This is a genomic window from Streptomyces sp. NPDC001848, from assembly GCF_042891915.1.
Lineage (GTDB): Bacteria > Actinomycetota > Actinomycetes > Streptomycetales > Streptomycetaceae > Streptomyces.
The window spans coordinates 26,656-52,403 of the sequence record NZ_JBIATP010000021.1 but is presented as its reverse complement, the minus strand read 5'-3'; the positions used below and the strand labels follow the sequence as shown (position 1 = coordinate 52,403).

General features: G+C 71.2%; 26 protein-coding genes. 19 read left to right on the top strand and 7 right to left on the bottom strand.

Annotated elements, in window-relative coordinates:
* Positions 1 to 5 precede the first annotated feature (5 nt).
* From mqnP to ACFYZJ_RS33465, 8 genes are all read left to right on the top strand, one after another.
* A complete protein-coding gene (gene mqnP, locus ACFYZJ_RS33500) occupies positions 6 to 908 on the top strand; it encodes a menaquinone biosynthesis prenyltransferase MqnP (protein WP_388574437.1) in 903 nt (300 codons plus the stop codon).
* A 302-nt stretch (positions 909 to 1,210) separates the two neighbouring features.
* Positions 1,211 to 3,466: an ArnT family glycosyltransferase gene (locus tag ACFYZJ_RS33495; RefSeq protein WP_388574434.1), complete on the top strand. Its 2,256-nt coding sequence runs from the start codon at positions 1,211 to 1,213 to the stop codon at positions 3,464 to 3,466.
* A 125-nt stretch (positions 3,467 to 3,591) separates the two neighbouring features.
* Positions 3,592 to 4,278 (top strand): UbiX family flavin prenyltransferase, encoded by a 687-nt coding sequence (locus tag ACFYZJ_RS33490; protein ID WP_388574432.1) that lies wholly within the window; start codon positions 3,592 to 3,594, stop codon positions 4,276 to 4,278.
* Between the two features lie 106 nt (positions 4,279 to 4,384).
* Entirely contained in the window at positions 4,385 to 4,840 is a 456-nt protein-coding gene (locus ACFYZJ_RS33485; RefSeq protein ID WP_200418719.1) for an Lrp/AsnC family transcriptional regulator, read from the top strand.
* Positions 4,841 to 4,881: 41 nt separating this feature from the next.
* Positions 4,882 to 6,045, top strand: coding sequence for an aminofutalosine synthase MqnE (mqnE, locus tag ACFYZJ_RS33480; protein ID WP_388574429.1), 1,164 nt, complete (start codon positions 4,882 to 4,884; stop codon positions 6,043 to 6,045).
* 54 nt (positions 6,046 to 6,099) lie between these two features.
* The gene (locus ACFYZJ_RS33475; protein WP_388574426.1) at positions 6,100 to 6,624 is read left to right on the top strand and encodes a GNAT family N-acetyltransferase; all 525 of its coding nucleotides are present in this window, start codon (positions 6,100 to 6,102) and stop codon (positions 6,622 to 6,624) included.
* Between the two features lie 96 nt (positions 6,625 to 6,720).
* Complete coding sequence (locus ACFYZJ_RS33470; RefSeq protein WP_388574423.1) at positions 6,721 to 7,020, top strand: DUF4229 domain-containing protein; 300 nt, start codon at positions 6,721 to 6,723, stop codon at positions 7,018 to 7,020.
* 84 nt (positions 7,021 to 7,104) lie between these two features.
* Positions 7,105 to 7,818, top strand: coding sequence for a TetR/AcrR family transcriptional regulator (locus tag ACFYZJ_RS33465; RefSeq protein WP_388574420.1), 714 nt, complete (start codon positions 7,105 to 7,107; stop codon positions 7,816 to 7,818).
* Here ACFYZJ_RS33465 and ACFYZJ_RS33460 read toward each other — a convergent pair.
* Entirely contained in the window at positions 7,784 to 8,611 is an 828-nt protein-coding gene (locus ACFYZJ_RS33460) for a MaoC family dehydratase (protein ID WP_388574613.1), read from the bottom strand. The genes ACFYZJ_RS33465 and ACFYZJ_RS33460 overlap by 35 nt on opposite strands.
* Before the next feature lie 435 nt (positions 8,612 to 9,046).
* On the opposite strand from ACFYZJ_RS33460, the gene ACFYZJ_RS33455 reads away from it, so the two are divergent.
* The 3 genes from ACFYZJ_RS33455 (at position 9,047) to ACFYZJ_RS33445 (ending at position 13,411) form a co-directional block, all read left to right on the top strand.
* On the top strand, positions 9,047 to 10,984 hold the full coding sequence (locus tag ACFYZJ_RS33455) for an AMP-dependent synthetase/ligase (protein ID WP_388574417.1): 1,938 nt from the start codon (positions 9,047 to 9,049) through the stop codon (positions 10,982 to 10,984).
* Positions 10,985 to 11,129: 145 nt separating this feature from the next.
* Complete coding sequence (locus tag ACFYZJ_RS33450; RefSeq protein ID WP_388574415.1) at positions 11,130 to 12,134, top strand: DUF1259 domain-containing protein; 1,005 nt, start codon at positions 11,130 to 11,132, stop codon at positions 12,132 to 12,134.
* Positions 12,135 to 12,205: 71 nt separating this feature from the next.
* The gene (locus tag ACFYZJ_RS33445) at positions 12,206 to 13,411 is read left to right on the top strand and encodes a cytochrome P450 (RefSeq protein WP_388574412.1); all 1,206 of its coding nucleotides are present in this window, start codon (positions 12,206 to 12,208) and stop codon (positions 13,409 to 13,411) included.
* Positions 13,412 to 13,425: 14 nt separating this feature from the next.
* Here the strand turns inward: ACFYZJ_RS33445 and ACFYZJ_RS33440 are convergent, their stop codons facing one another.
* Together ACFYZJ_RS33440 and ACFYZJ_RS33435 are read right to left on the bottom strand one after the other, a co-directional pair.
* Positions 13,426 to 13,740, bottom strand: coding sequence for an AzlD domain-containing protein (locus ACFYZJ_RS33440; RefSeq protein WP_388574409.1), 315 nt, complete (start codon positions 13,738 to 13,740; stop codon positions 13,426 to 13,428).
* Positions 13,737 to 14,471: an AzlC family ABC transporter permease gene (locus ACFYZJ_RS33435; protein ID WP_388574408.1), complete on the bottom strand. Its 735-nt coding sequence runs from the start codon at positions 14,469 to 14,471 to the stop codon at positions 13,737 to 13,739. Before ACFYZJ_RS33435 ends, ACFYZJ_RS33440 begins: the two co-directional genes overlap by 4 nt.
* 70 nt (positions 14,472 to 14,541) lie before the next feature.
* Here ACFYZJ_RS33435 and ACFYZJ_RS33430 point away from each other — a divergent pair, with 70 nt between their 5' ends.
* Positions 14,542 to 15,117, top strand: a complete 576-nt coding sequence (locus tag ACFYZJ_RS33430) for a helix-turn-helix domain-containing protein (RefSeq protein ID WP_388574406.1) — start codon at positions 14,542 to 14,544, stop codon at positions 15,115 to 15,117.
* 139 nt (positions 15,118 to 15,256) lie between these two features.
* Here ACFYZJ_RS33430 and ACFYZJ_RS33425 read toward each other — a convergent pair whose 3' ends face one another.
* Complete coding sequence (locus ACFYZJ_RS33425) at positions 15,257 to 15,460, bottom strand: cold-shock protein (protein WP_043442843.1); 204 nt, start codon at positions 15,458 to 15,460, stop codon at positions 15,257 to 15,259.
* 286 nt (positions 15,461 to 15,746) lie between these two features.
* Between ACFYZJ_RS33425 and ACFYZJ_RS33420 the strand changes: the two genes are divergently transcribed.
* The 5 genes from ACFYZJ_RS33420 to ACFYZJ_RS33400 all read left to right on the top strand — a co-directional run bounded on the left by ACFYZJ_RS33420 (position 15,747) and on the right by ACFYZJ_RS33400 (position 20,066).
* Positions 15,747 to 16,595: a menaquinone biosynthetic enzyme MqnA/MqnD family protein gene (locus ACFYZJ_RS33420; RefSeq protein ID WP_388574402.1), complete on the top strand. Its 849-nt coding sequence runs from the start codon at positions 15,747 to 15,749 to the stop codon at positions 16,593 to 16,595.
* Between the two features lie 33 nt (positions 16,596 to 16,628).
* Entirely contained in the window at positions 16,629 to 17,354 is a 726-nt protein-coding gene (locus ACFYZJ_RS33415; RefSeq protein WP_388574400.1) for a prepilin peptidase, read from the top strand.
* Between the two features lie 90 nt (positions 17,355 to 17,444).
* Positions 17,445 to 18,644, top strand: coding sequence for a cyclic dehypoxanthinyl futalosine synthase (gene mqnC / locus ACFYZJ_RS33410; RefSeq protein WP_388574397.1), 1,200 nt, complete (start codon positions 17,445 to 17,447; stop codon positions 18,642 to 18,644).
* Between the two features lie 7 nt (positions 18,645 to 18,651).
* Positions 18,652 to 19,296, top strand: coding sequence for a hypothetical protein (locus ACFYZJ_RS33405; protein WP_388574394.1), 645 nt, complete (start codon positions 18,652 to 18,654; stop codon positions 19,294 to 19,296).
* A gap of 74 nt (positions 19,297 to 19,370) precedes the next feature.
* A complete protein-coding gene (locus ACFYZJ_RS33400) occupies positions 19,371 to 20,066 on the top strand; it encodes a demethylmenaquinone methyltransferase (protein WP_388574391.1) in 696 nt (231 codons plus the stop codon).
* Here the strand turns inward: ACFYZJ_RS33400 and ACFYZJ_RS33395 are convergent.
* Both ACFYZJ_RS33395 and ACFYZJ_RS33390 read right to left on the bottom strand, forming a co-directional pair.
* Complete coding sequence (locus tag ACFYZJ_RS33395) at positions 20,053 to 20,394, bottom strand: PASTA domain-containing protein (RefSeq protein WP_388574388.1); 342 nt, start codon at positions 20,392 to 20,394, stop codon at positions 20,053 to 20,055. The two genes, ACFYZJ_RS33400 and ACFYZJ_RS33395, sit on opposite strands and share 14 nt — an antisense overlap.
* A 93-nt stretch (positions 20,395 to 20,487) precedes the next feature.
* Positions 20,488 to 20,994: a GNAT family N-acetyltransferase gene (locus ACFYZJ_RS33390; RefSeq protein ID WP_388574385.1), complete on the bottom strand. Its 507-nt coding sequence runs from the start codon at positions 20,992 to 20,994 to the stop codon at positions 20,488 to 20,490.
* 158 nt (positions 20,995 to 21,152) lie between these two features.
* Between ACFYZJ_RS33390 and ACFYZJ_RS33385 the strand changes: the two genes are divergently transcribed.
* Both ACFYZJ_RS33385 and ACFYZJ_RS33380 read left to right on the top strand, forming a co-directional pair.
* Entirely contained in the window at positions 21,153 to 22,442 is a 1,290-nt protein-coding gene (locus ACFYZJ_RS33385) for a geranylgeranyl reductase family protein (protein ID WP_388574381.1), read from the top strand.
* 85 nt (positions 22,443 to 22,527) lie between these two features.
* Positions 22,528 to 24,321: an FAD-dependent oxidoreductase gene (locus ACFYZJ_RS33380; RefSeq protein WP_388574378.1), complete on the top strand. Its 1,794-nt coding sequence runs from the start codon at positions 22,528 to 22,530 to the stop codon at positions 24,319 to 24,321.
* A 225-nt stretch (positions 24,322 to 24,546) separates the two neighbouring features.
* Here the strand turns inward: ACFYZJ_RS33380 and ACFYZJ_RS33375 are convergent, their stop codons facing one another.
* Positions 24,547 to 25,347 (bottom strand): C40 family peptidase, encoded by an 801-nt coding sequence (locus ACFYZJ_RS33375; protein ID WP_388574376.1) that lies wholly within the window; start codon positions 25,345 to 25,347, stop codon positions 24,547 to 24,549.
* Positions 25,348 to 25,748: the final 401 nt, after the last annotated feature.

Here is a 25,748-nt window from a genome sequence, read left to right as displayed (position 1 = left end):
GGCCTGTGAGCAGCGCCTCCGCCGCCATTCCACAGCCCGGACGCACCAAGGCGTTCCTGCGGCTGGTGATGATCGAGCACTCCGTCTTCGCCCTGCCCTTCGCGTACATCGCCTCGCTGACCGCGATGTACCAGTGGGACAGGAACATCCACTGGGGACGGCTGTTCCTCGTCACGGTCGCCATGGTGGGACTGCGCACCTTCGCCATGGCAGCGAACCGGATCATCGACCGCGAGATCGACGCCCGCAACCCGCGCACCGCGCACCGCGAGCTGGTCACCGGCGCCATGACGGTGCGGCACGCATGGACGGGTGCGCTGGTCGCGCTGGTCTTCTTCCTGGGCGCCGCGGCCCTGCTCAACCCGCTGTGCCTGGCGCTCGCGCCCATCGCCGTGATCCCGATGGTGGTGTATCCCTACGGCAAGCGGTTCACCAACTTCCCGCAGGCGATCCTCGGTCTGGCCCAGGCGATGGGCCCGATCGGCGGCTGGCTGGCAATCAGCGGCAGGTGGGACTGGGAGGCGGTGATCCTCGGTCTCGCCGTCGGCATCTGGATCGGCGGCTTCGACCTGATCTACGCCTGCCAGGACGTGGAGACGGACCGCGAGATCGGGGTCATGTCGGTGCCGGCCCGCTTCGGCATCCCGGCGGCGATCTGGGGCGCCCGCGTCTGCCACGCGATCGTGACGGCGCTGTTCGTCTGGTACGCGGTCGTCACCGGCGCCGGTTTCTTCTTCTGGCTGGGCCTGGTGATCGTGGCGGGCGCCTTCGTCTACGAGCACACAATCGTCCGCCCACACGACCTGACCCGCCTCAACAGGGCGTTCTTCAGCGTCAACGGGTTCATCGGCATCGCCCTGTTCGTGTGCGCGCTCCTGGATTTGCTGGTGCGCGGTCTGACGGTCTGAAAGCGGCGCACTCTCGCGGATTCTCAAAGCGGATTCTCAAGGCGGATTCTCAAAGCGGATTCTCAAGGCGGATTCTCAAGGCGGATTCTCAAGGCGGACTCTCAAGGCGGACCGTCAAAGCTGTGCGTCCACTGTGTTGTTCATGTGGGCTGGGTATGTGCAAGGGCTGGTAACGGGCGGCACTTCGCGGATTGAAATGCCGTCCGGTCGGGTTAAAGAATCCGTCTGATTCTGGCGAGAGTTTCCTTGAAACGGGCCGTTTCGCTGGGTGTCGCGCGCCCGATGCGCCAAGACTGCTGTGCATGGTTACGACAGTCCTCGACCCGCCCACCGGTGCCGATCGCCGCGCGCCGTGGAGATCGCCGGCGGGCCAGCCGGCCTACGCGCGCCCGGCGCTGCTGGTCATCACCGTGCTCGCCGTCGTGCTCTACGCATGGGGGATCGACCACATTCAGTACCACACGTTCTACGCGAACGCCGTGCGCAGCATGACGGAGAGCTGGAAGGCTTTCTTCTACGGCTCTTTCGACCCCGGGAATTCCATCACGCTCGACAAATTGCCGGGATTCCTGTGGCCGCAGGCGCTTTCCGCCCGTATCTTCGGATTCCATCCCTGGGCGCTGGTCCTTCCCCAGGTCGTCGAGGGGGTGGCGAGCCTGCTGGTCCTGTACCGGTTGGTGCGCCGCTGGGCGGGTGCGAACGCGGCGCTGATCGCGTGCACGGCGTTCCTGCTGACCCCGGTGGCCGTGGGCCTCTTCCGCACCGCCGTCGAGGACCCCGCCTTCACGTTGTGTCTGCTGCTGGCGGCCGAGGCCACCCAGCGTGCCGCCCGGGACGGCCGGCTGCGCCCGCTGGTGCTCGCCGGTGTGTGGGTCGGGCTCGGCTTTCAGGCCAAGATGCTGGAGGCGTGGGCGGTGCTGCCCGCGCTCACCCTGGTGTATCTGCTCTCGGCACCGATCACCCTGCGCAGGCGGCTGGCGCATCTGGGCGTGTCCGCGGTGGTGATGACCGCCGTGTCGGCGTCCTGGATGCTCGCCGTCACGCTCACCCCCGCCAAGGACCGGCCCTACGTGGATGGCACCACCAACAACTCCGCGTTCAGCATGGTGGTCGGCTACAACTTCCTGAACCGCTTCTCCTCCCTCGGTATCAGCGCGGCCTCCACGGGCAGCGTGAGCGCGACACAGGGCGGCGGAGGGGGGCGGGGCGGCCCGTGGCAGGGGGCCGGCGGGGCGGGCGGCACCGGAGCCGACGAGGGCGCCCACCCCCGCCGTACCGGGGCGATGGGCGCCGCAAGCACCCGGCGCGCCCAGGGCGTTGCCGCCTACGCGCAGGCATCGGGAGCCCGGACGGGCGCCGCGCGTCAGGCGGGCGGCGGTGGCGGCCGGGGCGGTGACCAGAACGGCTGGTCGAAGATGTTCGGTACGTCGCTCGCCTCGCAGACCGGCTGGCTCTACCCGATCGCCGCCGTCGCCGTCGTGTGCGGTCTGCTGTGGCGCCGGGGCAGGCCGCGCACCGACCGGCTCCGCGCCGGGTTCGTCCTGTGGGGGACCTGGCTGGCGACGTACTTCCTGGTCTTCAGCGCGGGCAGCGTCGCCGGTCACACGTACTACATGGGCGTGATCGCGGTACCGCTGGCCGCGCTCACCGGAGGCGGGATCGTGCTGATGTGGCGCGCCTACCGGGCCGGTGGCCGTCGCGCAGGGGCGCTGCCGGGCGCGGTGGCGGCGACGGCGGCGTGGAGCGCGTACCTCGCCGGCCGGTTCCCGTCGTTCCTGCCGTGGCTGGCACCCGCGGTGGGCGTGCTCGGTCTCGGCGCCGTCGCCCTGCTGGTGTGGGCCCGTCCCGGTCGTGGACCCTTCCGTGGCCGGCTCGCCCTCGTCGGGCCGGCCGTGTCCCTCGCGGCGCTGCTGCTCGCGCCGAGCGCGTGGGCGGTGCAGGTGTTCAACCCCTCCTACGGCAGCTCCGGCATGGGCGCGGTCGGCCCGACAGCCACGAACGGCGGTCACGGCTCGGTGAGCTGGGCGGCCGGCCGGACGGGCCGACTGTTCTGGGGCGGCGGCGCGAGAGGCGGCACGACGGCGACCCGCGGCGGCATGGGCGGCTTCGGCGGATTCGGCGGCATCGGAGTGCACGGGGGACTCAGCGCGGCCCAGCGGAAGGTGCTCGACTACACCAGCGCGCACCAGGGCTCGGCCGACTACGTGTTCGCCACCACCAGCTGGAACGGCGCGTCCCCGTACATCCTGGCCACCGGCGCCCGCGTCCTGCCGCTCGGCGGCTTCAGCGGCAGGGTGCCGTTCCCGACCGAGGCGCAGTTCCGGCACCTGGTCGACACCGGCAGGCTGCGGTACGTGCTGCTGGGCGGTGGCCGTGGCACGGGCGCCCTGTTCGGCGGCGGCAGTGGGACGACGGCCACGGCACAGATCACCGACTGGGTCCGGTCGGCCTGCACCCCGGTCCCGGCCTCCGCCTACGGCGGCACGGACTCCGCCCCGGGCACGGCCGATGGAGCGGCCACCGCCCAGACGCTGTACCGGTGCGCGCCCGGCCACTGACCGGAGCCCCTCGGACGGCCCCTGCCCGAACCACTCGCGGGCGTGGGGCCGTCGTCATGTCCGCTGCCCGTCGAACCGGCCCCTTGGCCCGTTCCCGCCCCGCGACGCCGGATAGGCTCGGTGTCGTGAACCCAGTCAAGCCAGGAGCGACGCCGCGTACGCCTTGGATCGTAGGGGTGTCCGGTGCCTCCGGCACCCCGTATGCCGCCGCCGTGCTGCGCGGTCTCCTCGCCGCGGGGGAGAGCGTCGACCTCGTCGTCTCGCGTGCCTCGCGGCTGACCCTGCTCGACGAGACCCAGATCGCCTTCCGGGACGCCCACTGGCGGGAGGACCTGCGCGAGTGGCTGGGGCGGGGCGCCGACGGAAAGCCCGGGACGTTCGTGGTCGACGTCGACGGGGACCGGGTGCGGCACTGGAGCGCCGGGGACCTGGCCGCCGGGCCGTCCTCCGGGTCGTACCCCGCGAAGGGCATGCTGATCGTGCCCGCGTCCACGGCGTGTGTGGCGGGGGTCGCGCTCGGGCTGTCGAAGGACCTGTTGCAGCGGGCCGCGAGCGTCACGCTCAAGGAGGGGCGGCGCCTGGTCGTCGCCGTACGGGAGACGCCGCTCGCCGGGCAGACGCTCAAGCACCTGGTGGCGCTGGACGAGGCGGGCGCGGTGGTGCTGCCCGCGTCGCCGGCGTTCTACGCGGGGGCGACGCACATCCAGGACCTGGTGGACTTCGTCGCGGGGCGGGTGCTGGACGCGGCCGGGGTGCCGCACCGGCTGTACCGCCGCTGGGAGGGCGAACTCGGCGGCTCCCGTACCGCCTGAGAGGCGTCGGTACCCGTGAGCACCACGCAGTAGCAGCACCACTCATCACTTCAGGAACTCTGCAGATCTCTCATCGGATCTCTCTTCACCGGAAGGCTTCGATCGCATGGACGCGGTGGACAGGCAGCTCATTCAGGCCCTGAGGGAGAACGGCCGGGCCTCCTACGCGGAGCTGGGGCGCCTCGTCGGCCTGTCGGGACCGAGCGTCACCGACCGCATCAACCGTCTGGAGGCGGCGGGCGTCATCACCGGCTACCGCGCCACGGTGGACGCCGCCTCGCTCGGTCTCGGCGTCACGGCCCTGATCGGCATCTCGCTCTCCGACGCCGCCGACCACGAGGACGTGGCGCGCCGGCTGAAGGACCTGCCCGAGATCGAGGACTGCTGGTTCATCGCCGGCGACGACTCCTTCATGCTCAAGGTGCGGGCGACGGACGTGGACGGCCTGGAGAAGATCATCCGCCGGCTGTCGGGCACCAAGGGCGTCTCGCGGACCCGTACCACGATCGTGCTGTCGACGAAGTGGGAGAACAGGGTCGGGGACCTGCCGGAACAGGCGTAGGGCTACGGTTGTCGGAGTCTGTCTCAGAAAGAGGTATCCGCATGGACGTCGGGCTCAAGCGCGAGCTGGAGCAGAAGGTCCGCTCCGGTGAGCGGCTGACCCGCGAGGACGGCATCGCGCTGTACGAGTCGGACGACCTGGCCTGGCTGGGCGGCCTCGCGCACGAGGTCCGTACGCGCAAGAACGGTGACGTGGTCCACTTCAACGTCAACCGCCACCTCAACATGACGAACGTGTGCACCGCGTCGTGCGCCTACTGCTCCTTCCAGCGCAAGCCGGGCGAGAAGGACGCGTACACGATGCGCATCGAGGAGGCCGTCAAGCTCGCCCAGGCGATGGAGTCGGAGAACCTCACCGAGCTGCACATCGTCAACGGCCTGCACCCGAACCTGCCGTGGCGCTACTACCCGCGGTCGCTGCGCGAGCTGAAGAAGGCGCTGCCGAACGTGTCGCTGAAGGCGTTCACGGCGACGGAGATCCACCACTTCGAGACGATCTCCGGTCTTTCGGCCTCCGAGATCCTGGACGAACTGATCGACGCCGGTCTGGAGTCGCTGACCGGCGGCGGCGCGGAGATCTTCGACTGGGAGGTCCGGCAGCACATCGTCGACCACCGGACCCACTGGGAGGACTGGTCGCGCATCCACCGCCTGGCGCACGAGAAGGGTCTGAAGACCCCGTGCACCATGCTGTACGGCCACATCGAGGAGCCGCGCCACCGCGTGGACCACGTGCTGCGGCTGCGCGAGCTCCAGGACGAGACGAACGGCTTCCAGGTCTTCATCCCGCTGCGCTACCAGCACGACTTCGTGGACGTGAAGGACGGCAAGGTCCGCAACCGCCTGCAGGCCCGCACGCAGATGGCGACGGGCGCGGAGGCCCTGAAGACGTTCGCGGTCTCGCGCCTGCTCTTCGACAACGTCCCGCACGTGAAGGTGTTCTGGGTGATGCACGGCGTCCAGACCGCCCAACTGGCCCTCCAGCACGGTGCGGACGACATGGACGGCTCGGTCGTCGAGTACAAGATCACGCACGACGCGGACGACTTCGGCACGCCGAACAAGCTGACCCGTGAGGACCTGCTGGAGCTGATCCGCGACGCCGGGTTCCGGCCGGTGGAGCGGAACACGCGGTACGAGATCATCCGGGAGTACGAGGGCCCGGACCCGGCGCTCCGGGAGCAGCCGCAGCCGATGAGGGTGTGACCCCGGCGGAGAACTCCGTTGAGCCTTCGACCCTGTAATGGGTAGCCTCGGGCCATGCTTCTTACCTTCACGCTCGACCCCGCCATGACCCCTGCCCTGCGCGACGGGATCCTCGACCTCTGGGCCGACGTGACCAACGCCGGAGGAGCCGTGGGGTTCGTGGCGCCGGTCACCCGGGAGGAGATACGGCCCGAGCTGGTGAAGCAGCTCGCGGCCATGATCGAGGGGCGCTGCCGGCTCCTCGTCGGGCACGACGAGGACGGGCGGGTGGCCGCGACGGCGTTCCTCACCTTCAACACGCACCGGCTGATGACCCACTGGATCTGGCTCTACACGGTCATGGTCCACCCGCGGCACCAGGGCCGGGGCCACGGCCGTGACCTGCTGGCCGCCGCCGCGGACGCTGCCCGCGGCCTCGACGGCATCGAGGCGATACGGCTCAGCTGCCGCGGCGGCATGGGCCTGGAGCGGTTCTACGGCACCTGCGGCTACAAGGAGGTGGGCCGGGTCCCCGATGCGATACGGGTGGCCCCCGGGGACGACCGCGACGACATCACCATGCTGCTGCCGCTGGGGTGACCAGGGTCGCGCGCACCCCACTGCATGATCGGGTCCCCGGCGTGCTTCACTGGACGGTGCCCCTTTGGCGTCGTTTGAACGGAAGAGTGGATTGAGATGCTCCGCTACACGCTGATGCGCCTCGGCATCCTCGCGGGCTGCTTCATGGTCGTCTGGGGCCTCGTCTACTCGGGCATCGCCCCGCGCGGCCTCGGCGACTCCAACGGCCTGTGGATGATCCTTCTGGCGCTGGTGATCTCGGCGCCGATCAGCTTCGTGGTGCTGCGCAAGGAGCGGGACCGGGCGTCGGTGCAGATCGTGCAGCGGGTCGACCGTATGAAGGCGAACCTGGACGCGAACCGCAGCCAGGAGGACGTGGCCGACGACACGTCCCGGGCGCAGGGGCAGACCTCCTAGGCCGAGGCGTCGCTCGGCAGACGGGAAGTCGACGGCCGGGCCTGAGGCCCTGTGCCGCGGCCGGCCGGCCGTAGTCTTGCCCGCATGGGTTCCGTGAAGACCAAGCGGATGCCGCGGGCCGTGCGGGAGCAGCAGATGCTCGATGCCGCCGTGAAGACCTTCGGGCAGCGCGGCTACATGGCCGCCTCCATGGACGAGATCGCCGAACTCGCCGGTGTGTCCAAGCCGTTGGTGTACCTGTACCTGAACTCGAAGGAAGACCTCTTCACTGCCTGCATCCGCCGCGAGGCCGCCGCCCTCACCGAGGCGGTCCGCTCCGGCGTCCGCCCGGGGACCGCCGCCGACCGCCGGCTCTGGGAAGGGCTCCAGGCCTTCTTCACCCACACCGCGCGGAACCCGGACGGCTGGGCCGTCCTGCATCTCCAGGCGCGTACCCACGGTGAACCCTTCGCCGCCGAGGTGACCGCGATGCGCGAGGAGATCGTCGCGTTCGTCACCCGGCTCATCGCCGTCGCGGCCCGTGATGGGGGTGCCCCCTGCTCGAACGGGGTTGAGAGCGTGGGGGACCACCGCGACCCCGACCTGCCCGAGCACGAGGTCGCCGGGCTCGCCGAGGCCCTGGTCGGGGCCGCCGAATCGCTCGCCGCCTGGGCGAACGCCACCCCCGGTGTCTCGGCCCGGCAGGCCGCGGCGACCCTGATGAACTTCGCCTGGGCGGGGCTGGGCAACCTGATGGAGGGGCGGCCCTGGTCACCGCCCGGCCTCACTCCGCCTCAGGAGGCCGCAGCTCCCCGATGAGGTGCGTCCTGTCTCCGCCGCGCAGCTCGAACCGTCCGTCGTCGGCCGCGTAGGTGACGGTGCCGGGCAGCAGGACCGGCGCCTTGAACTCCACCCGCAGACGGACGTCGGCGAGGACCGGTTGCTCGGCGAGGCACCGGGCGACGGTCCACATGCCGTGCGCGATGGCCCGGGGGAAGCCGAAGAGGCGCGCGGTGAGCGGGTGCAGATGGATGGGGTTCCGGTCCCCGGACACGGCGGCGTACCGCCGCCCGACGTCCTCGGCCAGCCGCCACTCGGCGAGGGCGGGAAGGGGCGAGCGGTCCTCGGTGGGCGGGGATCCCGCCGGGGCGGTCGTGCGATGCCGGGCGAGATACGTGCCGGCCGATTCCCACACGAGCCGTCCGCCGGTACGGGCCTCGGTGACGACGACGGCCTGGGTACCGCGCCGGTGGGGCGCCAACTCGGCCACCCGCACGGTCAGTTCGTACTCACGGTCGGGTCCGAGGGGTTCGCGCTGGGTGATCTCGATGGAGGTGTGCACCAGCCCGAGGAGGGGCAGCGGGAACGCCGGGACGGCCATGATCCGCATGGCGAGGGGGAAGGCGAGGACGTGCGGATAGGTGAGGGGAAGGGCGTCCACACCGGTGGGGAATCCGCAGACGCGCTCGTAGGCGGCGAGGTGCGGGAGGCCGACGCGTACGCCGGGGAGGGTGAGGGGCGTACGGGGGAACGGGGCGTCGGGGCGGGGCCGCTTGAAGGGGGAGAGAAGGGCACCGCGGAGAAGGGCGGGAAGCAGCACTGTTGTCTCCAGACTGGGGAACCGGGGGAGGTGCCGCGCCCCTTCAGGGGCGGGGCTGTATCGACATGCGGCTTCGTCGCGTGGGCGCGACCGGCGGTGCGGAAGCGACCGGCGGAAGTCCGGTGACGCGCGGATGGCGTTCGGTCGTCATGGCCCGGCTCCCTGCTCGCCCGAATGCTTGCTCCGGAGTAATGTTACCGGCGGTAAGTCCATGTCGCTGGCGATCGGCGACCGCCTGACGACGCCTCACATCGCCCTGGCAACCCCTGCACACCCCCATCCCCGGACCATCCCCGAACCCGCACAGACTCCCCACGCCGGCGCCGTACGATCGCACGTGCTAACCGGCGGTAACAGCGAGCCGCCGTCGCCGGTGAACGTCTCGGTGCGCACGGCGCGTACCTATGCAGCACAGCAGTGTCCAGCTGCAGGCCCCAGGAGCTGCCCATGCCCATCTCGTACTCGTCCACGCCCCTGCCCGCCGTCCCGGTCGACCTCGACCACGACGGCGGCCCGGTGCTCGTGGAGCCGGAGACCCGGCGGCTGAACGGGGAGGTACGCGAGGCCTACGTGCCGCCGCTGGTGCCGGCGGTGACCCACGGCTCGCTCGCCGACCTGCCGTTCGAGAACGCGAGCGAGGCGCCCGGCCATCGGGTCCTCAGTCGCCGGGACGCGGACGGCGGCTGGAGGGACGTGACGGCGGGCCAGTTCGCCGACCAGGTGCTCGCTCTGGCCAAGGGGCTGATCTCCGAGGGCCTGATGCCGGGCGACCGGATCGCGGTCATGGCGCGCACGACCTACGAGTGGACGCTGCTCGACTTCGCGGCGTGGGCGGCCGGCCTGGTCACGGTCCCCGTCTACCCCACCTCCTCGGTGTTCCAGACCCTCTGGATCCTGCAGGACTCCGGCGCGGTGGCCCTGATCACGGAGACGGTCGGCCAGGCGGCGGCCATCGGCCCGGAACGCCACCGCCTGCCCGACCTGCGCCACGCCTGGGTGATCGAGAAGGGGCACGTGGAGCGGCTGGCCGAGCTGGGCGCGACGGTCCCCGACCAGGAGGTGAGCGTCCGCCGGGGCGTGCTCGGCCCGGACACCCTCGCCACCCTCGTCTACACCTCGGGCACGACCGGACGCCCCAAGGGGTGCGCGCTGACGCACGGCAACTTCCTGGCGGAGGTGGACAACGCCACCCAGCTCCTCCACCCGGTCTTCCACGCCAAGAGCGGTGAGGAGCCGTCGACGCTGCTGTTCCTGCCCATGTCGCACGTCTTCGGCCGTATGGTCGCGGTCGCCTGCATCCGCGCCCGGGTACGGCTCGGGCACGCGCCCAGCCTGCGGGCGGAGGACCTGCTGGCCGACCTGGCGAGCTTCCGGCCGACCTTCCTGCTGGTCATCCCGTACATGCTGGAGAAGGTCTACAACAACGCGCGGGCCGCGGCCGAGCGCGGCGGCCGGGGCGCGCTGTTCGACCGGGCGGCCTCGGTGGCCCGCCGCTACGGCGAGGCGCTGGAGGCCCGGCAGCACGGCACCGGCCCCGGCCCCGGCCGCGCCCTGAAGGCGGCCCGCGCCTTCTACGACCCCCTCCTCTACCGCCGCATCCGCGGCGCCCTGGGCGGCCGGGTCCGCCATGTGATCAGTGGTGGCTCCCCCCTGGGCAGCCGGCTCGCCGCCTTCTACGCGGGCGTCGGCATCCAGATCTTCGAGGGCTACGGCCTGACGGAGTCGACCGGCGCGGCCACCGTCACGCCACCGCTCAAGCCCCGGCTGGGCACGGTGGGCTGGCCGCTGCCCGGCACCCGGGTGCGGATCGCGGCGGACGGCGAGGTGCTGCTGTCCGGTGGCCAGGTCTTCCGCGGCTACTGGGACCCGCACGCGGGAGGGGTGGTCCCGGCCACCCCCGACGGCTGGTTCCCGACCGGCGACATCGGCCGCCTGGACGACGAGGGCTACCTGACGATCACCGGCCGGAAGAAGGAGATCCTGATCACCGCGGGCGGCAAGAACGTGGCGCCCGCCCCGCTGGAGAACTGGCTGCGCTCCCACCCCCTGATCTCACAGTGCCTCGTCATCGGCGACGGCCGCCCCTATGTCTCGGCCCTCCTCACGCTCGATGCGGACGGCATCACCCACTGGCGCCGGATGAACGGCAAACACCCGGTGCCGCCGGAACTGCTGCTGGGTGATGAGGAGCTCCACGCGGTCCTGCAGCGTGCGGTGGACGAGGCCAACAAGCTGGTCTCCCGGCCCGAGTCGATCCGCCGCTTCGCGGTCCTGCCCGTGGACTTCACGGAGGAGGCCGGGCACCTCACACCGTCGATGAAGCTGCGCCGCGCGGTGATCATGCGCGACTTCGCCCAGGAGGTGGAGGGCCTGTACGCGCCGTAGGCCCGCACCCCCGGTCCCGGCGCCCGGCGGCCTCACCCGATCGCCGACGGGGACTACCCCACATGGCCGCAGGCGGCGGCGCTGCTGGCGGCGCTCCGGGTCCCCCCGTGCTTCCATCGCGTCCAGAGGCGTCGAGGAGGCTCACATGATGGCCGAGGATCCACAGCAGGACACCCGCGCCCGATCGGGTGCGTCCCGGAGGCGCGTACTGGCCGCGGCCGCCGCACTGGCGCCCGCGCTGGCCGCCGCTCCCACCGCCCCCGCCCGTGCCCTGCCCGCCGCGGCGGACCACGAACACCGTGACGGGCCGGTCAGACCGGTGCGCACCGCCCTGTCGGACTGGGCGGACGTGGCCCGTGCGCTGGGCCGCGTCGGCGACATGAAGCGCGATCTGATGTACCACACGGGCCTGCCGCGCCGGGACCTGTCGGTGATCTCCAAGGGCGTCCTCATCAAACCGGAACTCGCCCTGGGCTCCCATGTGTCGTTCGTCCGCTACGCCGACGGCAGCACGATGACGATGGGCGACCTGGTGGTCACCGAGCAGGAACTGCAGCCGTTCCTCGACGTCCTGCAACAGCAGCGGATCGCGGTGACCGCGCTGCACAAGCACCTGCTCTCCCATATGCCCCACATCTGGTGGGTGCACGTCCACGCGCACGGCCACGACCCGGTGACCGTCGCGCGCGGCCTGCGCGCGGCCTTCGACCGCACCGGCACCCCGCCCCCGCAGCGTCCCGCACCGTCGAGCCACACCCTGAACACGGCGGGCATCGAGGCCGCGCTGGGCGTCAAGGGCACCTGGGACGACGGGGTCTACAAGAGCCTCTTCATCCGCCGCGAGACCATCACCGAGGGCGGCATGGCGCTGCCCCCGGGCCTGGGGTCGACCACCGCGTTCAACTGGCAGCCGCTGGGCGGCGACCGGGTGGCGATCAGCGGCGACGTCGCGATGGTCGCCGGGGAGGTCCAGAACGTCCTCACGGCGCTCAGACGCGCCGGGGCCGAGCTGATCGAGCTGCACAACCACGGGCTGAGGGACGAACCCCGCCTGTTCTTCACCCACTTCTGGGCCGTCGGGGACGGCGTCACGCTGGCCCGGCGCCTGCGCCCCGCGGTGGACGCCACCAACGCGGCACCGGCCGGCTGAAGAGACGTCATCCCCCGCTTCCGGTACCGCCGGGGGCCTAGCAGAGCACGTGGAAGAGGGAGAACACCGCGATGACCCAGAGCAGCGAACCGATGATGTGCCCGTTCGACTTCAGCGAGGGTCTGGAGTTCGATCCCACGCTCGCGGAACTGATGGCCCGCGACTCCGTCACCCGCATCCGGCTGCCGTACGGCGACGGCGCCGCCTGGCTGATCACCGACTTCGACGGCGTACGGCAGGTGACCACCGACCAGCGGTTCAGCCGGGCGGCGATCATGGGGCACGACTACCCGCGGCTGACCCCGGAGCCCATCGTCTCCCCGGAGTCCATCAACGTCATGGACCCGCCGCACAGCAGCCGCCTGCGCCGTCTGGCGTCCCAGGGCTTCGCCCGTGGACACGTGGAGCGGATGCGGCAGCGGATCGTCCGGCTGGCCGACACCCTGCTGGAGGAGATGGCCGAGCACGGGCCGCCCGCGGACCTCGTCCAGCACCTGTCCAACCAGCTCCCGCAGCAGACCATCTACGACGTCCTCGGCATCCCCCGCGAGGACTGGGCGCGGATGCAGGAGTACGCGCACCAGCTGCTGGAGACCGGGCCGGACAGCCGGGAGACCGCCGCGAGCGCCAAGGCCGCCCTGCGCTCCTACTTCCTGGAGCAGGTCGAACAGCGGCGGCGCAGCCCCGGGAACGACCTGATCAGCGCGCTGGCCGCGGCCAAGGACGGCGACGACGCCCTCGACGACGAGGAACTCGCGGTCATGGCACTGACGTTGGTGCTCAGCGGGCAGGACACCGCCACCTGCCAGATCAGCGACATCTGCTACCTGCTGCTGACCCGTCCCGAGCTGATGGAGCACCTGAGGACCCGGCCGGAGTCCCTCACGGACGTCATCAACGAGCTGCTCCGCTACATCCCGTTCCGCAAGGGGGTCGGCATCCCCCGGGTGGCGCTGGAGGACGTGGAGATGGACGGCGCACGGATCCGCAAGGGCGACTTCGTCCATGTGTCGTACCTGACGGCGAACCGCGACCCGAAGCGCTACCCGGACCCGGACGTCATCGACCCGGAGCGGCCGCCCATGCCCCATATGACGTTCGGCTGGGGCGGCCACCGCTGCATCGCCGTGCCGCTGGCCATGGCGGAGCTGGAGGTGGCCATCGGGCGCCTCGTGGAGCGCTTCCCGACGCTGCGCCTCGCGGTGCCGGCGGAGGAGATCCGCTGGGACAAGGAGACCATCCGCCGCTTCCCGCTGGAGCTGCCGGTGACCTGGTAGGGCCGGCCGGGCGGTCAGGCCACCCCGGCCGCCCGCAGCAGGGCCGTCGTGGCCGCGGCGCCCAGCACGACGACCACGAACGGCGCCCGCCGCCACGCCAGGCCCAGGCCCACCAGGACCCCGGCCGGGCGCGCCCACCCGGCGAAGCCGCCCGACTCGGTGAGCGCGCCCGTCGCCAGCAGCGCGACCAGCAGCACCACCGCACCCGCCGAGAGCAACCGCTGGAGGCGGTCGGGGAGTTCGATGCGGCCGTGCAGCAGCGGGCCCGCCAGCCGGAAGGCGTACGTCCCCACGGCCAGCGCCACGATCGCGGCGAGCGTCGCCGTCATGCCCGCCTCCCCGAGTCCTGTCCCCCCAGCGCGAGCAGCCCGGCCAGTGCCAGCAGCACCGGCAGTCCGGCCGGCACGAACGGCGTGACCGCGAGGGCCACCGCACCGCCGGCCAGCGCGGCCCGCCGTACGCCCGCGTCGTGCCGTACGGACGGGAGGACCAGCGCGGCCAGGACGGCGGGGAAGGCGGCGTCCAGCCCGAAGGTGCCGGTGTCGCCGAGCGCGCCGCCGGCCAGGGCGCCGCCGAGCACGGACAGGTTCCACACCGTGTACATCCCGATCCCGGAGATCCAGAACGCCGCCCGGCGCCGCGCCGGGTCCCGCTGGGCCAGGGCGAAGGCCGCCGTCTCGTCGGTCACCAGGTGAGCGCCCAGGAACCGGGCCGCGCGTCCCCCGTCGCCCAGTACGTCCGGCACCGCGAGGCTGAACGCCGCCGTGCGGGTGTTCAGCAGCAGGCCCGTCGCCGCCGCGGCCACCGGGCCGCCCCCGGCGAGCAGGATCCCCACCGCGCTGAACTGGGCGGAGCCGGCGTACACCACCAGCGACATCACCACCGGTACCCACACCGGCAGCCCGCCCGCGACCGCGATCGTCCCGAACGACACGCCGACCACACCACTGGTGAGGCAGACGAGGGAGATGTCGCGGAGCAGGGCACGGTCCACGGCCGGCGGTCGGCGGAGCAGATCCGGAGTCCTGAACAGGTCGGGTGTTCGGAAGAGCGAACGCATGTTTTCTACAATGGACAGTAGCCTCTCTGTTCGTCAACACGAACGAACGTACCGACGGAGCGAACGCCCGATGACCGACGACACCGCCACCCCACCGCCCCGCCTCCCGCTGGAATGGATCGCCACCGCTCTGCGCCGGGAGCGCGCCCGTGCCGGGCTCTCCCTCTCCGAGCTCGCCAAGCGCGCCGGCATCGCGAAGTCCACGCTGTCCCAGCTGGAGGCGGCGGGCGGCAATCCCAGCGTGGAGACCTTGTGGTCGCTCGGCGTCGCGCTCGGTGTGCCGTTCAGCGCGCTGGTCGAACCGCCCGCCCCGGCCGTTCAGGTGATCCGCGCCGGCCAGGGCCCGACCGTGCACTCGGAGCAGGCCGGCTACGCGGCGACCCTGCTGTCCGCGAGCCCGCCCGGCGCGCGCCGGGACCTCTACCACATCCGGCTGGAGCCGGGGCCCGCGCGCGTGTCCGAACCCCATATCCCGGGCAGCGTCGAGCACTTGGTGGTGAGCGGGGGGCGGGTGCTCGCCGGGCCGCGCGGCGCGGAGGTGGAGCTGGGTCCCGGGGACTACATGGCGTTCCGCGGTGACGTCGCCCACTCGTACGAGGCGCTGGCGCCCGGAAGCGCCTTCGTGCTCGTCATGCAGCACGTCTGAACGCGCGCGGCTCTCGGGCGGAGACCGGGGCGTCCCGGTGAATTCGCAAAGAATTCACCGAAAGGCAGGAGCCCCGCCGCCAAATGGCGCGGGGCTCCTTGGGTACTGCTCTCAGTTCTGGATCGGGGACTCAGCGATCTCAGATCGCGGTGACGTTCTCCGCCTGCGGGCCCTTCGGCCCCTGCGTCACGTCGAAGGAAACCTGCTGGTTCTCCTCGAGGGAACGGAAGCCGTTCGCGTTGATCGCGGAGTAGTGGACGAAGACGTCCGGGCCGCCGCCTTCCTGGGCGATGAAGCCAAAGCCCTTCTCGGCGTTGAACCACTTCACGGTTCCGGTAGCCATAAGCCCTCCTTGGGCCCAAAGGGTCGCCCTGCTCCAGAACTGCAAGTGTGAAAACGGAACCGCCGCACAACTGCATATGTCTGAAAACGACGAGAGCCCGCGGTCACATGCTCCGCAGGCTCTGTACTGCAAGGAAACCAAACTGCAACTTGCTGCGAGCTTAGCACGTGGGGAGCCGAAAGCAATAGAGGTCAAGATCACGTCACCCGTACGTTTGAATGATCCGGGGACCCTTGACAGCAGGGGTGAAGACGGCGCCGTATGGGGTGGGAGCTAGTCTCGCGATGTGGACAATTCTCGCACCCGGCCGCGCGTCGGCCACATCCAGTTCCTCAACTGCCTGCCCCTGTACTGGGGGCTCGCGAGAACCGGCACCCTCCTCGACTTCGACCTGACCAAGGACACGCCCGAGAAGCTCAGCGAGCAGCTCGTGAAGGGCGACCTCGACATCGGTCCGATCACCCTGGTCGAGTTCCTCAGGAACGCCGACGACCTGGTCGCCTTCCCCGACATCGCGGTCGGCTGCGACGGCCCGGTCATGTCGTGCGTGATCGTCTCCCAGGTCCCGCTGGACCGGCTGGACGGCGCCCGGGTCGCCCTCGGCTCCACCTCGCGGACCTCCGTACGCCTCGCCCAGCTGCTGCTCGCCGAGCGGTACGGGGTGAAGCCGGACTACTACACCTGCCCGCCCGACCTCAGCCTGATGATGCAGGAGGCCGAGGCGGCCGTGCTGATCGGCGACGCCGCCCTGCGCGCCAACCTCATCGACGGACCGCGCTACGGCCTGGACGTGCACGACCTCGGCACGCTGTGGAAGGAGTGGACGGGCCTGCCGTTCGTCTTCGCGGTGTGGGCGGCCCGGCGCGACTACCTGGAGCGGGAGCCGCTCATCACCCGCAAGGTGCACGAGGCCTTCCTCGCCTCCCGCAACCTGTCGCTGGAGGAGGTCGGCAAGGTCGCGGAACAGGCGGCGCGCTGGGAGGCCTTCGACGAGGAGGTTCTGGAGCGGTACTTCACGACCCTCGACTTCAGCTTCGGGGGACCGCAACTGGAGGCGGTCGCCGAGTTCGCCCGCCGGGTCGGCCCCACGACCGGATTCCCGGCGGACGTGAAGGTGAAGCTGCTAGAGCAGTAGGGGAGTTCACCGCTCGGTCCCTACGCTGTCCGGGTGGATCTGGACCTCTGGGCGGCCGTCGGGGCCGCGGTGTGGGGTGCGGCGGCCGGTGCGCTGGTGCCCCGGGCCGCGTACCGGCTGTCCGTCGAGCCCGGGCAGCCGTGGCGGGACCGGTGCCCGGACGGGCACCCGGTCGGCGGATGGGTCGGGCGGGCGCGGTGCGCGGACGGGCGGGCGTACGGCCCCGGGACGGTGCTCGTGGGCGCGGTCACCGCACTGGTGTGCGGGGTGCTCGCACTCGCCACCGGCACCCGCCCGGAGTTGGCCGTGTGGCTGCTGCTCGCCCCCGTGGGCGTTCTGCTGACCATCGTGGACTTCCGGGTGCAGCGCCTGCCGGACGTCCTGACCCTGCCGCTGGCCGGAGCGGCCCCCGCCCTGCTGGGGCTGGCCGCGCTGGCGCCCGAACACGCGGGACGGTGGCGCACCGCACTGCTCGGCGCACTGGTGCTGGGCGGCGCGTACTTCCTGCTGTTCCTCCTCAACCCGCACGGCCTGGGCTTCGGGGACGTCAAGCTGGCGCCCGGGCTCGGGGCGGTGCTCGGCTGGTACGGCTGGGGGACCGTGGTGCTCGGGACCTTCGCCGGGTTCCTGTTCGGGGGGCTGTACGGGCTCGGGCTCGTCCTCGCCCGGCGCGCCGGGCGGCGGACCGCGATCCCGTTCGGACCGTTCCTCATGGCGGGCGCGTTCGTCGGGCTGCTCATCGGTGCGTACGCGGCCTGAGCGCGGCCTGGTAAAACCGCTGGCGTAGGCTGATTCGGTCCGTTCACGACCCATACGTGTCCGTCCACACCCCCGCCGAAAGGGAGCCCGGTGACCGAGAAGGCCGACCTGCAGTCCGTGCTCGACCGTGCCGCCGACGGTGGGCGGATCACCCCCGAGGAAGCGCTCGCGCTGTACCGCGACGCGCCGTTGCACGCGCTGGGCGCCGCCGCCGACGCCGTACGCCGCCGCAAGTACGCCGGGATCGAGCACATCGCGACGTACATCATCGAGCGCAACATCAACTACACGAACGTGTGTGTGACGGCGTGCAAGTTCTGCGCCTTCTACGCGGCGCCCAAGGACACCGAGAAGGGCTGGACGCGCGACCTCGACGACATCCTGCGCCGCTGCGCCGAGACCGTGGAACTCGGCGGCACCCAGATCATGTTCCAGGGCGGCCACCATCCGGACTACGGCGTGGAGTACTACGAGAAGCACTTCCGGGCCATCAAGGAGGCGTTCCCCCAGCTGGTCATCCACAGCCTGGGGGCGTCCGAGGTGGAGCACATGGCCCGTATCTCGGGCGTGTCCGTGGACGAGGCCATCTCCCGCATCCACGCCGCCGGGCTCGACTCCTTCGCCGGCGCCGGCGCGGAACTGCTGCCCGAGCGGCCGCGCAAGGCGATCGCGCCGCTGAAGGAGAGCGGCGAGCGCTGGCTGGAGATCATGGAGACCGCGCACCGGCTGGGCGTGGAGTCCACCTCCACCATGCTGATGGGCACGGGCGAGACCAACGCCGAACGCATCGAGCACCTGCGGATGATCCGCGACGTGCAGGACCGCACGGGCGGGTTCCGGGCGTTCATCCCGTACACCTACCAGCCCGAGAACAACCATCTGAAGGGCCGCACCCAGGCGACCGTCTTCGAGTACCTGCGGATGATCGCGATCGCCCGCCTCTTCCTCGACAACGTCCGGCACATCCAGGGCTCCTGGCTGACCACCGGCAAGGACGTCGGCCAGCTGACCCTGCACTACGGAGCCGACGACCTCGGCTCCATCATGCTGGAGGAGAACGTCGTCTCCTCGGCGGGCGCCAAGCACCGCTCCAACCGCATGGAGATCATCGACCTGATCCGGAAGGCGGGGCGCGTCCCGGCCCAGCGGTCGACGACGTACGAACACCTCGTGGTCCACGAGGACCCTGCCAACGACCCGGTCGACGACCGCGTGATGTCGCACATCTCGTCGACGGCGATCGAGGGTGGCACGGCTCACCCGGAGTTGAAGCTGCTGGCGTCCGACTAGGGCTCGGATGCTGACGATTCACGCCGCGGACCTCGTGCTGACGGGGGACCGGCAACGGCCTCCCGTGCCGGGCGGCGCCGTGCTCGTCGACGGCCGGGAGTGCGCGGCCGTGGGCCCGTACGAGGAACTGGTGGCGGACCACCCGACGGCCCGGGTGCGGCGTTGGCCGGGGCTGCTCGCCCCCGGGTTGGTGAATCCCTACGGCCCCGAACTGCTGGAGCACGCCTACCACCCGGATCCCCGCGAGGCCGACGACCTGGGCACCGAGCCGATCACGGGCGACGCCCTCGCGGCGCTCCCCCTGAGTGAGGCCCGCTGGCGCGCCAGTGCGCGGCGCGGGGTGCAGCGGATGCTGGCGTACGGGACCGTCGCGGTGGCGGGGGACCTGCGGCGCCCCGCCGTGGTGGACGCCGTGTACCGGGCGGGGTTGACGGTCGAGCAGCGGTTCGGGGCTCCCACGGGGCCGCCGCGTCTCGATCCGCTGACCGGGCGGAGCCTGGAGGAGGCGATCTTGCTGCCGCTGCCGCTCGTCGGCATGGACGCCACGTTCGCCGTGTTCGACGTCCCGGACGAGGCGGCGCTCGCCGAACGTGGAGCCGGAACGTGCGTGGCGACCGTCATCGCCGGACGTCTGGTGCACCGGCGCCGGTAGCGAGGCCTGGTGCACCGGCGCCGATGGCGAGGCTGCCGACACGACGCCGTACCCCCTGCTGCCACAATGGCCCCGTGACCCGCGCATCCCTGGACAAGCAGCCGCACGAAGTCGCCTCGATGTTCGACGACGTGGCGGAACGGTACGACCTGACGAACGACGTGCTGTCACTCGGGCAGGCGCGGCTGTGGCGCAAGGAGGTCGCGAAGGCGGTCGACGCGCGGCCCGCGCAGAAGGTCCTGGACCTCGCGGCGGGCACGGCGACCTCGTCGCTCCCGTTCACCCGGACGGGCGCGTACGTCGTGCCGTGCGACTTCTCGCTCGGCATGCTCCAGGTCGGCAAGAAGCGCCACCCCTGGATGCCCTTCACCGCCGGCGACGCGACGAAGCTGCCGTTCAAGGACGACACCTTCGACGCCGTCACCATCTCCTTCGGGCTGCGCAACGTGCAGGACACGGAAGCGGCGCTGCGCGAGCTGTACCGGGTGACCAGGCCCGGCGGGCGGGTCGTGATCTGCGAGTTCTCGCACCCGACGTGGGCGCCCTTCCGCACGGTCTACACCGAGTACCTGATGCGTGCGCTGCCGCCGGTGGCCCGCGCGGTGTCGTCCAACCCCGACGCGTACGTCTATCTCGCCGAGTCCATCCGCGCCTGGCCCGACCAGCCGGCCCTCGCGCGGCTGCTGCGCGGGGCGGGCTGGTCGAAGGTGGCGTGGCGGAACCTCACCGGCGGGATCGTGGCCCTGCACCGGGGGTTCAAGCAGGACTGACCGCGTACGGGTCGCCCGGCTCGTTCAGCTCGCGCTGCAGGCCGCCCCTGGGTGGTGGCGGTACGCGGGGTTCGCGTACGCCCGCTCCTCCGCCGCCCTCGCCCTCGCCGAGGTCGAACCAGACGGTGACGACGGCACCGCGCGGCACCTCGGCGCCCGGCTGCGGGTACTGCCGTACGACGTAGTCGACGACGGTGTGGCGGAAGTCGGGCCGGTCGGGCGCGGCGAGCAGGACGCCCTGCTGCTTGGCGGCCTCGCGCGCGTCCATCGCCATCAGACCGATCAGCCGCGGCACGCGCACTTCGGGTGTTTTGGGTGGTATAGGCACAGATGTCACCCCCAGCGGTACTGGAAGGGTAACCGGCCAGGGGTGCCACCCGGAAGCGTCAGGTGTCTTTCTGTGACAGTCGATGACTGTCGGTCACAGATCGAGGCGGTAGCAGTGGCCCTCCCGCTGTGACGTCGGCGTCAGGTAGGTCTCCGCGAGCCGCATCCCCAGCCGCTGTGTGACCGCGATGGACCGCGCGTTGCGGGAGTCGACCATGGCCACCACGCTGCTCACGCCCGCCGCGCGCACACGCTCCAGGGTCATCCGGGCCGCCGCCGTCACATACCCCTTGCCCCAGTGGGCCCGCCCGAGCCGCCAGCCGATCTCGATCTCGCCCTTCGGGCCCCACTCGCGCGGCCACGGCTGCGCGCCCGTGAAGCCGATGACCTCCCCCGACTCATCGAGCACGCTCCACAGACAGAAGCCGTACTCGGCGTCGTGCCGACGCTGGCGGGCGGTGAGCTCCTCGTAGACGGACAGCTCGGCGGCCTTGCCGCCGTGGAACTCCATGACCTCGGGGTCGGCGAACACCCGGTGCCAGGCGAAGGCGTCCTCGTCGGTGGGGACGCGCAGCCGTACGTCGGGGAGAGCTCGGTTCATGGGGGCAGCCCTTCAGCCGGGAGGTCGGTGACGCTGAATAGACTGCCCATGTCCAGTGCCCGTCAGCACGTCGTTTTGGCCGCGCTTTCCCCGGGGCCTTCTCACTGCCTGCGGCCGGCGCTGGTGTCGCCGTCGTCGAGTCTTGGGGAGAACCCGCCGTGACCGAGCCCCAGCCCCTTACCGAACACACCGCCGATGTGATCGTCGTCGGGGCCGGGCCAGCCGGTTCCACCACCGCGTACTACCTGGCCAAGGCGGGTCTGGACGTCCTGCTGCTGGAGAAGACGGCGTTCCCGCGCGAGAAGGTGTGCGGCGACGGCCTCACGCCGCGCGCCACCAAGCAGCTGGTCGCGATGGGCATCGACATCTCCGAGGAGGCCGGCTGGTTGCGCAACAAGGGTCTGCGCATCATCGGCGGCGGGGTGCGGCTCCAGCTCGACTGGCCGGATCTCGCCTCGTATCCGGACTACGGGCTCGTCCGCAAGCGCGACGACTTCGACGAGCAGCTGGCCCGGCAGGCCCAGAAGGCGGGCGCGCGCCTGTACGAGCGGTGCAACGTGGGCGCCCCGATCGTCGACGACCGCACCGGCCGGATCACCGGCGTGCACGCCAAGCTCGGCGACGACAAGCGCGAGGTCACCTTCCACGCGCCGCTGGTGGTGGCCGCGGACGGCAACTCCTCGCGGCTGTCGCTGGCGATGGGCCTGCACCGCCGCGAGGACCGCCCCATGGGCGTCGCGGTCCGTACGTACTTCACCTCCCCACGCCACGACGACGACTACCTGGAGTCCTGGCTGGAGCTGTGGGACCGGCGCGGCGGCCAGGAGCGGCTGCTGCCCGGCTACGGCTGGATCTTCGGCATGGGCGACGGGACGAGCAACGTCGGTCTGGGCGTACTGAACACCTCCGCTTCCTTCAAGGAGCTGGACTGGCGTGAGGTGCTCAAGGCCTGGTGCGCCTCGATGCCCGAGGACTGGGGCTACACCCCTGAGAACATGACCGGCCCGATCCGCGGCGCCGCCCTGCCCATGGCCTTCAACCGCCAGCCGCACTACACCAAGGGCCTGTTGCTCGTCGGCGACGCGGGCGGCCTGGTGAACCCCTTCAACGGCGAGGGCATCGCCTACGCCATGGAGTCCGGGCAGATCGCGGCGGACGTCATCGTCCAGGCCCTGGCCCGCGCCACCCCCGGCCAGCGCGAACTCGCCCTGCACAACTACCCGAAGATCCTGAAGGACACCTACGGCGGCTACTACACGCTGGGCCGCGCCTTCGTGAAGCTCATCGGCAACCCGAAGGTGATGAAGGTCGCCACGCAGCGGGGCCTGACGCATCCGCTGCTGATGAGGTTCACCCTGAAGCTGCTGGCCAACCTGACCGACCCGACGGGCGGTGACGCGATGGACCGGGTGATCAACGGGCTGTCGAAGGTGGCCCCGAAGGCATGAACGGGTGACCGGCACGTGAGGGTGCTGTGGGTGACCGGGCCGCGACCTTCCGTCGCGGTCCGTCTCTCCCTACTCTCCGGTGCCCATGACAACAGAACAGCAGGGACCCACCCGCAGACGCTTCCTCACCGGTGCCGGCGCCGGAGCAGCCGCCGCTGCCCTCTCGTTACGGTCCACCACGGCCACCGCGGCGACCGGCAAGCGCGTCGCCGTGCTCGGCGGGGGTGTCTCCGGGCTCAGCGCCGCCCAGGAGCTCGCCGAGCGCGGCTATGCCGTCACCGTCTACGAGTACTACGACGTCCTCGGCGGCAAGGCCCGCTCCATGGACGTGCCCGGCACCGGGACCGGTGGCCGCAAGCCCCTGCCGGGCGAGCACGGCTTCCGGTTCTTCCCCGGCTTCTACCGGAACCTGCCGGACACCATGCGGCGCATCCCCTTCCCCGGCAATCCGAACGGCGTCCACGACAACCTCCGAGGTGGCACCGAGGAGTTGTTCGCCCGCAGCTCGGGCCGCCCCGACCTGCACTTCCCGCTGCGCCGGGTGACCACCCCGCCGGCTCCCGGAGACATCACCACGTCCTGGCTCCGCGACCAGATCCTCTCCGTACTGGACCTGGCCACCCACCTCCCCGCCCACGAGGCCGCCTACTTCGCCGACCGCCTCCTGGTCCACCTCACCAGCTGCGACGCCCGCCGCGAGGACCAGTGGGAGAAGACCTCGTGGTGGGACTTCATCCGGGCCGAGGAGATGAGCGAGGAGTACCGGACCCTCCTCGGCATCGGCCAGACCCGCAACCTCGTCGCCACGCGCGCGCAGGTCGCGTCCACGCGCACGGTCGGCCGCGTCATCATCGAGGCCCTCATCCTCTGGGGCCTGCTCGGCCGCGGCCTGGACGGCGACGCCGACATCGACCGCGTCCTGAACGCCCCCACCAGCGAGGCCTGGATCGGCCCCTGGGCCGCGCACCTGCGCTCCCTTGGGGTCGAGTTCGTGCTCGGCACCGAGGTCCGCGAGGTGCGGTACGCGGGCGGACGCGTCACGGGCGTACGGGTCGCCGTCCGTGACGGCGGCGACGAACGCACCGTCACGGCCGACCACTACGTCTCCGCGATGCCCGTCGAGCACGCCTGCCGCACCTGGGGCGCCGCCCTACGCGCCGCCGACCCGCAGCTCGCCCGGTGTGACGCGCTCAAGACGGACTGGATGACCGGCGTGCAGTTCTATCTGCGCACGCCCACGCCCGTCGTCCACGGACACATCAACTGCCTGGACTCACCCTGGTCGGTGACCGGGATCGGGCAGGCCCAGTTCTGGGACGTACGGGACTTCGCGCGGGACTACGGCGACGGTCGGGCCCGGGACTGCCTGTCCGCGATCATCTCGGAGTGGGACAAGCCCGGCATCCTGTACGGCAAGACGGCCCGCGAGTGCACCAAGGAGGAGATCGTCGCCGAGCTGTGGGCCCAGTTGAAGGACGGACTCAACGACTCCGGGAAGACCACGCTCCGGGACGAGGACCGTCTCGGCTGGTTCATGGATCCCGCGGTCACCGGTCTCGGTGGCCCCGACCCGCAGAACCGCGAGCCGCTCCTCATTCATCCGACGGGCACGCTCTACAACCGTCCCTCGGCGAGGACGGCCGTGCCGAACTTCTTCCTCGCGGGCGACTACGTCCGCACGGATGTGGACCTGGCCACGATGGAGGGCGCCAACGAGTCGGCGCGCAGGGCCGTCAACGCACTGCTGGACGCGGACGGTGCGGACGCCGAGCGGTGCCGGATCTGGGAGCTGTACCGCCCGCCGGAGCTGGAGCCGCTCAAGCGGGTCGACGAGGTGCGCTACCGGCTCGGCCTGCCGAACACGTTCGACGTGGGATGAGCGGAATCGGCTGGGGGCGAGCGGAATCGGCTGGGGTGAGCGGAATCGGCTGAGGGCGAGCCGGGTCGGCTGGGGGTGAGGGGAACCGGCTGAGGGCGAGCCGGGTCGCCTGGGGGTGAGGGGAACCGGCTGAGGGCGAGCCGGGTCGGCTGAGGGTGAGCCAGGAGGGCCGCCGCCTCGAGGGGCGGCGGCCCTGCGATCCCGTACCGCTTTACGACGGCTCGGTCAGAGCACGCGGACCGCGCCGGACGGCGGGTCGTAGGACAGCGGGTGCTCTCCGACGCCGCTGGAGGGGTTCTGCGCTCCGACGAACATGCCGTCGCCCACGTACACCGCGACGTGGTAGGCGCTGCCCGCACCGCCCCAGTACAGGATGTCGCCCGGCTGCAGGTTGCTCAGCGAGACCTGGGTGCCGGCGGTCGACTGGTCCTGGGAGACCCGCGGAAGGTTGATTCCGACCTGCTTGAAGGCCGTCTGCACCAGTCCGGAGCAGTCGTACGCCGACGGACCGGTGGCGCCGGACACGTACGCCTTGCCGATCTGCGCCTTGACGAAGGCGACGACCGCCGCGGCCGAACCGGTGGCCGTGGAGGAGCCGGTCGAGACGTCGGCCGAGGCGCTGAGAACGGTCCGCTCGCTGCTGCGCGAGGCGGCCTCCGCCTGCTTGCGCTCCGCCTCGGCCTTCCGCTTGGCCTCGGCCTCCTTCTTCTTTGCCGCGGCCAGGTCCGCCTGGGCCTGCTTGGCGGCCTTCGCGGCGGCCGCGTCACGCTCGACCTGCAGCTGGTAGTTGGCCGCGGCCTGCTGGGTGGCCGCCGCGGACTGTGCGACCTGCGAGGCGACGTCTGCCGTCAGGGTCGGCAGCTCAAGCGTCTGGGTCACCGGCTCTGCGGCGTCGGCCGATGCCGACGCTCCGGCCACGGCCAGGGTGCTGAGGACACCACCGGCGACTCCGGCCCGCATCGCGATGGTCGACGCGCTGCGATTGCGGGGCTTCCGGTGGCTGCGTATGTGAGCGGTGTGGGACATGGGGACAAGCGGTACCAGGGACTCCTCCATACCTTCAAGAAACGTGTGGTGCGCCACAGTTGTTCAACGGGCGGCCTGAATCCCGGGCGTGTCGTTCTTTATTGACGCCGTAACGGGCAAAGCGGACAGCGGCGATCAAGCCTGTGATCATGGCCTTTCGTCGTTACGTACCGAATTGCTCCGCCCCTACCATCGGTTGGGGCAGATGGCCAAGCCCGCTTTATTGAACCCTCACATAGGTGTGGCGCAGGTCACGGAACGGTCACCGTCATGCAGGCGTCACGCGCGCGCAGCGGATCGCCGTGGTCCGTCGCCTGCCCCGCAGCTTGTGAATGCATGCACCTCTGTGCGAGAAGCCACCCCTCTGCTCGTGAACGCGTGCACACGTCCACATTCGCCCC

Coding starts and splice junctions, on each gene's coding strand:
- ACFYZJ_RS33465 (WP_388574420.1), top strand. CDS start 7,105: ATGGGTTCCGTGAAGACCAAGCGGATGCCGCGGGCCGTGCGGGAGCAG.
- ACFYZJ_RS33455 (WP_388574417.1), top strand. CDS start 9,047: ATGCCCATCTCGTACTCGTCCACGCCCCTGCCCGCCGTCCCGGTCGAC.
- ACFYZJ_RS33435 (WP_388574408.1), bottom strand. CDS start 14,471: ATGCGTTCGCTCTTCCGAACACCCGACCTGTTCAGGACTCCGGATCTG.
- mqnE (WP_388574429.1), top strand. CDS start 4,882: ATGGACGTCGGGCTCAAGCGCGAGCTGGAGCAGAAGGTCCGCTCCGGT.
- ACFYZJ_RS33470 (WP_388574423.1), top strand. CDS start 6,721: ATGCTCCGCTACACGCTGATGCGCCTCGGCATCCTCGCGGGCTGCTTC.
- ACFYZJ_RS33445 (WP_388574412.1), top strand. CDS start 12,206: ATGACCCAGAGCAGCGAACCGATGATGTGCCCGTTCGACTTCAGCGAG.
- ACFYZJ_RS33485 (WP_200418719.1), top strand. CDS start 4,385: ATGGACGCGGTGGACAGGCAGCTCATTCAGGCCCTGAGGGAGAACGGC.
- ACFYZJ_RS33425 (WP_043442843.1), bottom strand. CDS start 15,460: ATGGCTACCGGAACCGTGAAGTGGTTCAACGCCGAGAAGGGCTTTGGC.
- ACFYZJ_RS33430 (WP_388574406.1), top strand. CDS start 14,542: ATGACCGACGACACCGCCACCCCACCGCCCCGCCTCCCGCTGGAATGG.
- ACFYZJ_RS33440 (WP_388574409.1), bottom strand. CDS start 13,740: ATGACGGCGACGCTCGCCGCGATCGTGGCGCTGGCCGTGGGGACGTAC.
- ACFYZJ_RS33405 (WP_388574394.1), top strand. CDS start 18,652: ATGCTGACGATTCACGCCGCGGACCTCGTGCTGACGGGGGACCGGCAA.
- ACFYZJ_RS33375 (WP_388574376.1), bottom strand. CDS start 25,347: ATGTCCCACACCGCTCACATACGCAGCCACCGGAAGCCCCGCAATCGC.
- ACFYZJ_RS33390 (WP_388574385.1), bottom strand. CDS start 20,994: ATGAACCGAGCTCTCCCCGACGTACGGCTGCGCGTCCCCACCGACGAG.
- ACFYZJ_RS33475 (WP_388574426.1), top strand. CDS start 6,100: ATGCTTCTTACCTTCACGCTCGACCCCGCCATGACCCCTGCCCTGCGC.
- ACFYZJ_RS33380 (WP_388574378.1), top strand. CDS start 22,528: ATGACAACAGAACAGCAGGGACCCACCCGCAGACGCTTCCTCACCGGT.
- ACFYZJ_RS33495 (WP_388574434.1), top strand. CDS start 1,211: ATGGTTACGACAGTCCTCGACCCGCCCACCGGTGCCGATCGCCGCGCG.
- ACFYZJ_RS33450 (WP_388574415.1), top strand. CDS start 11,130: ATGATGGCCGAGGATCCACAGCAGGACACCCGCGCCCGATCGGGTGCG.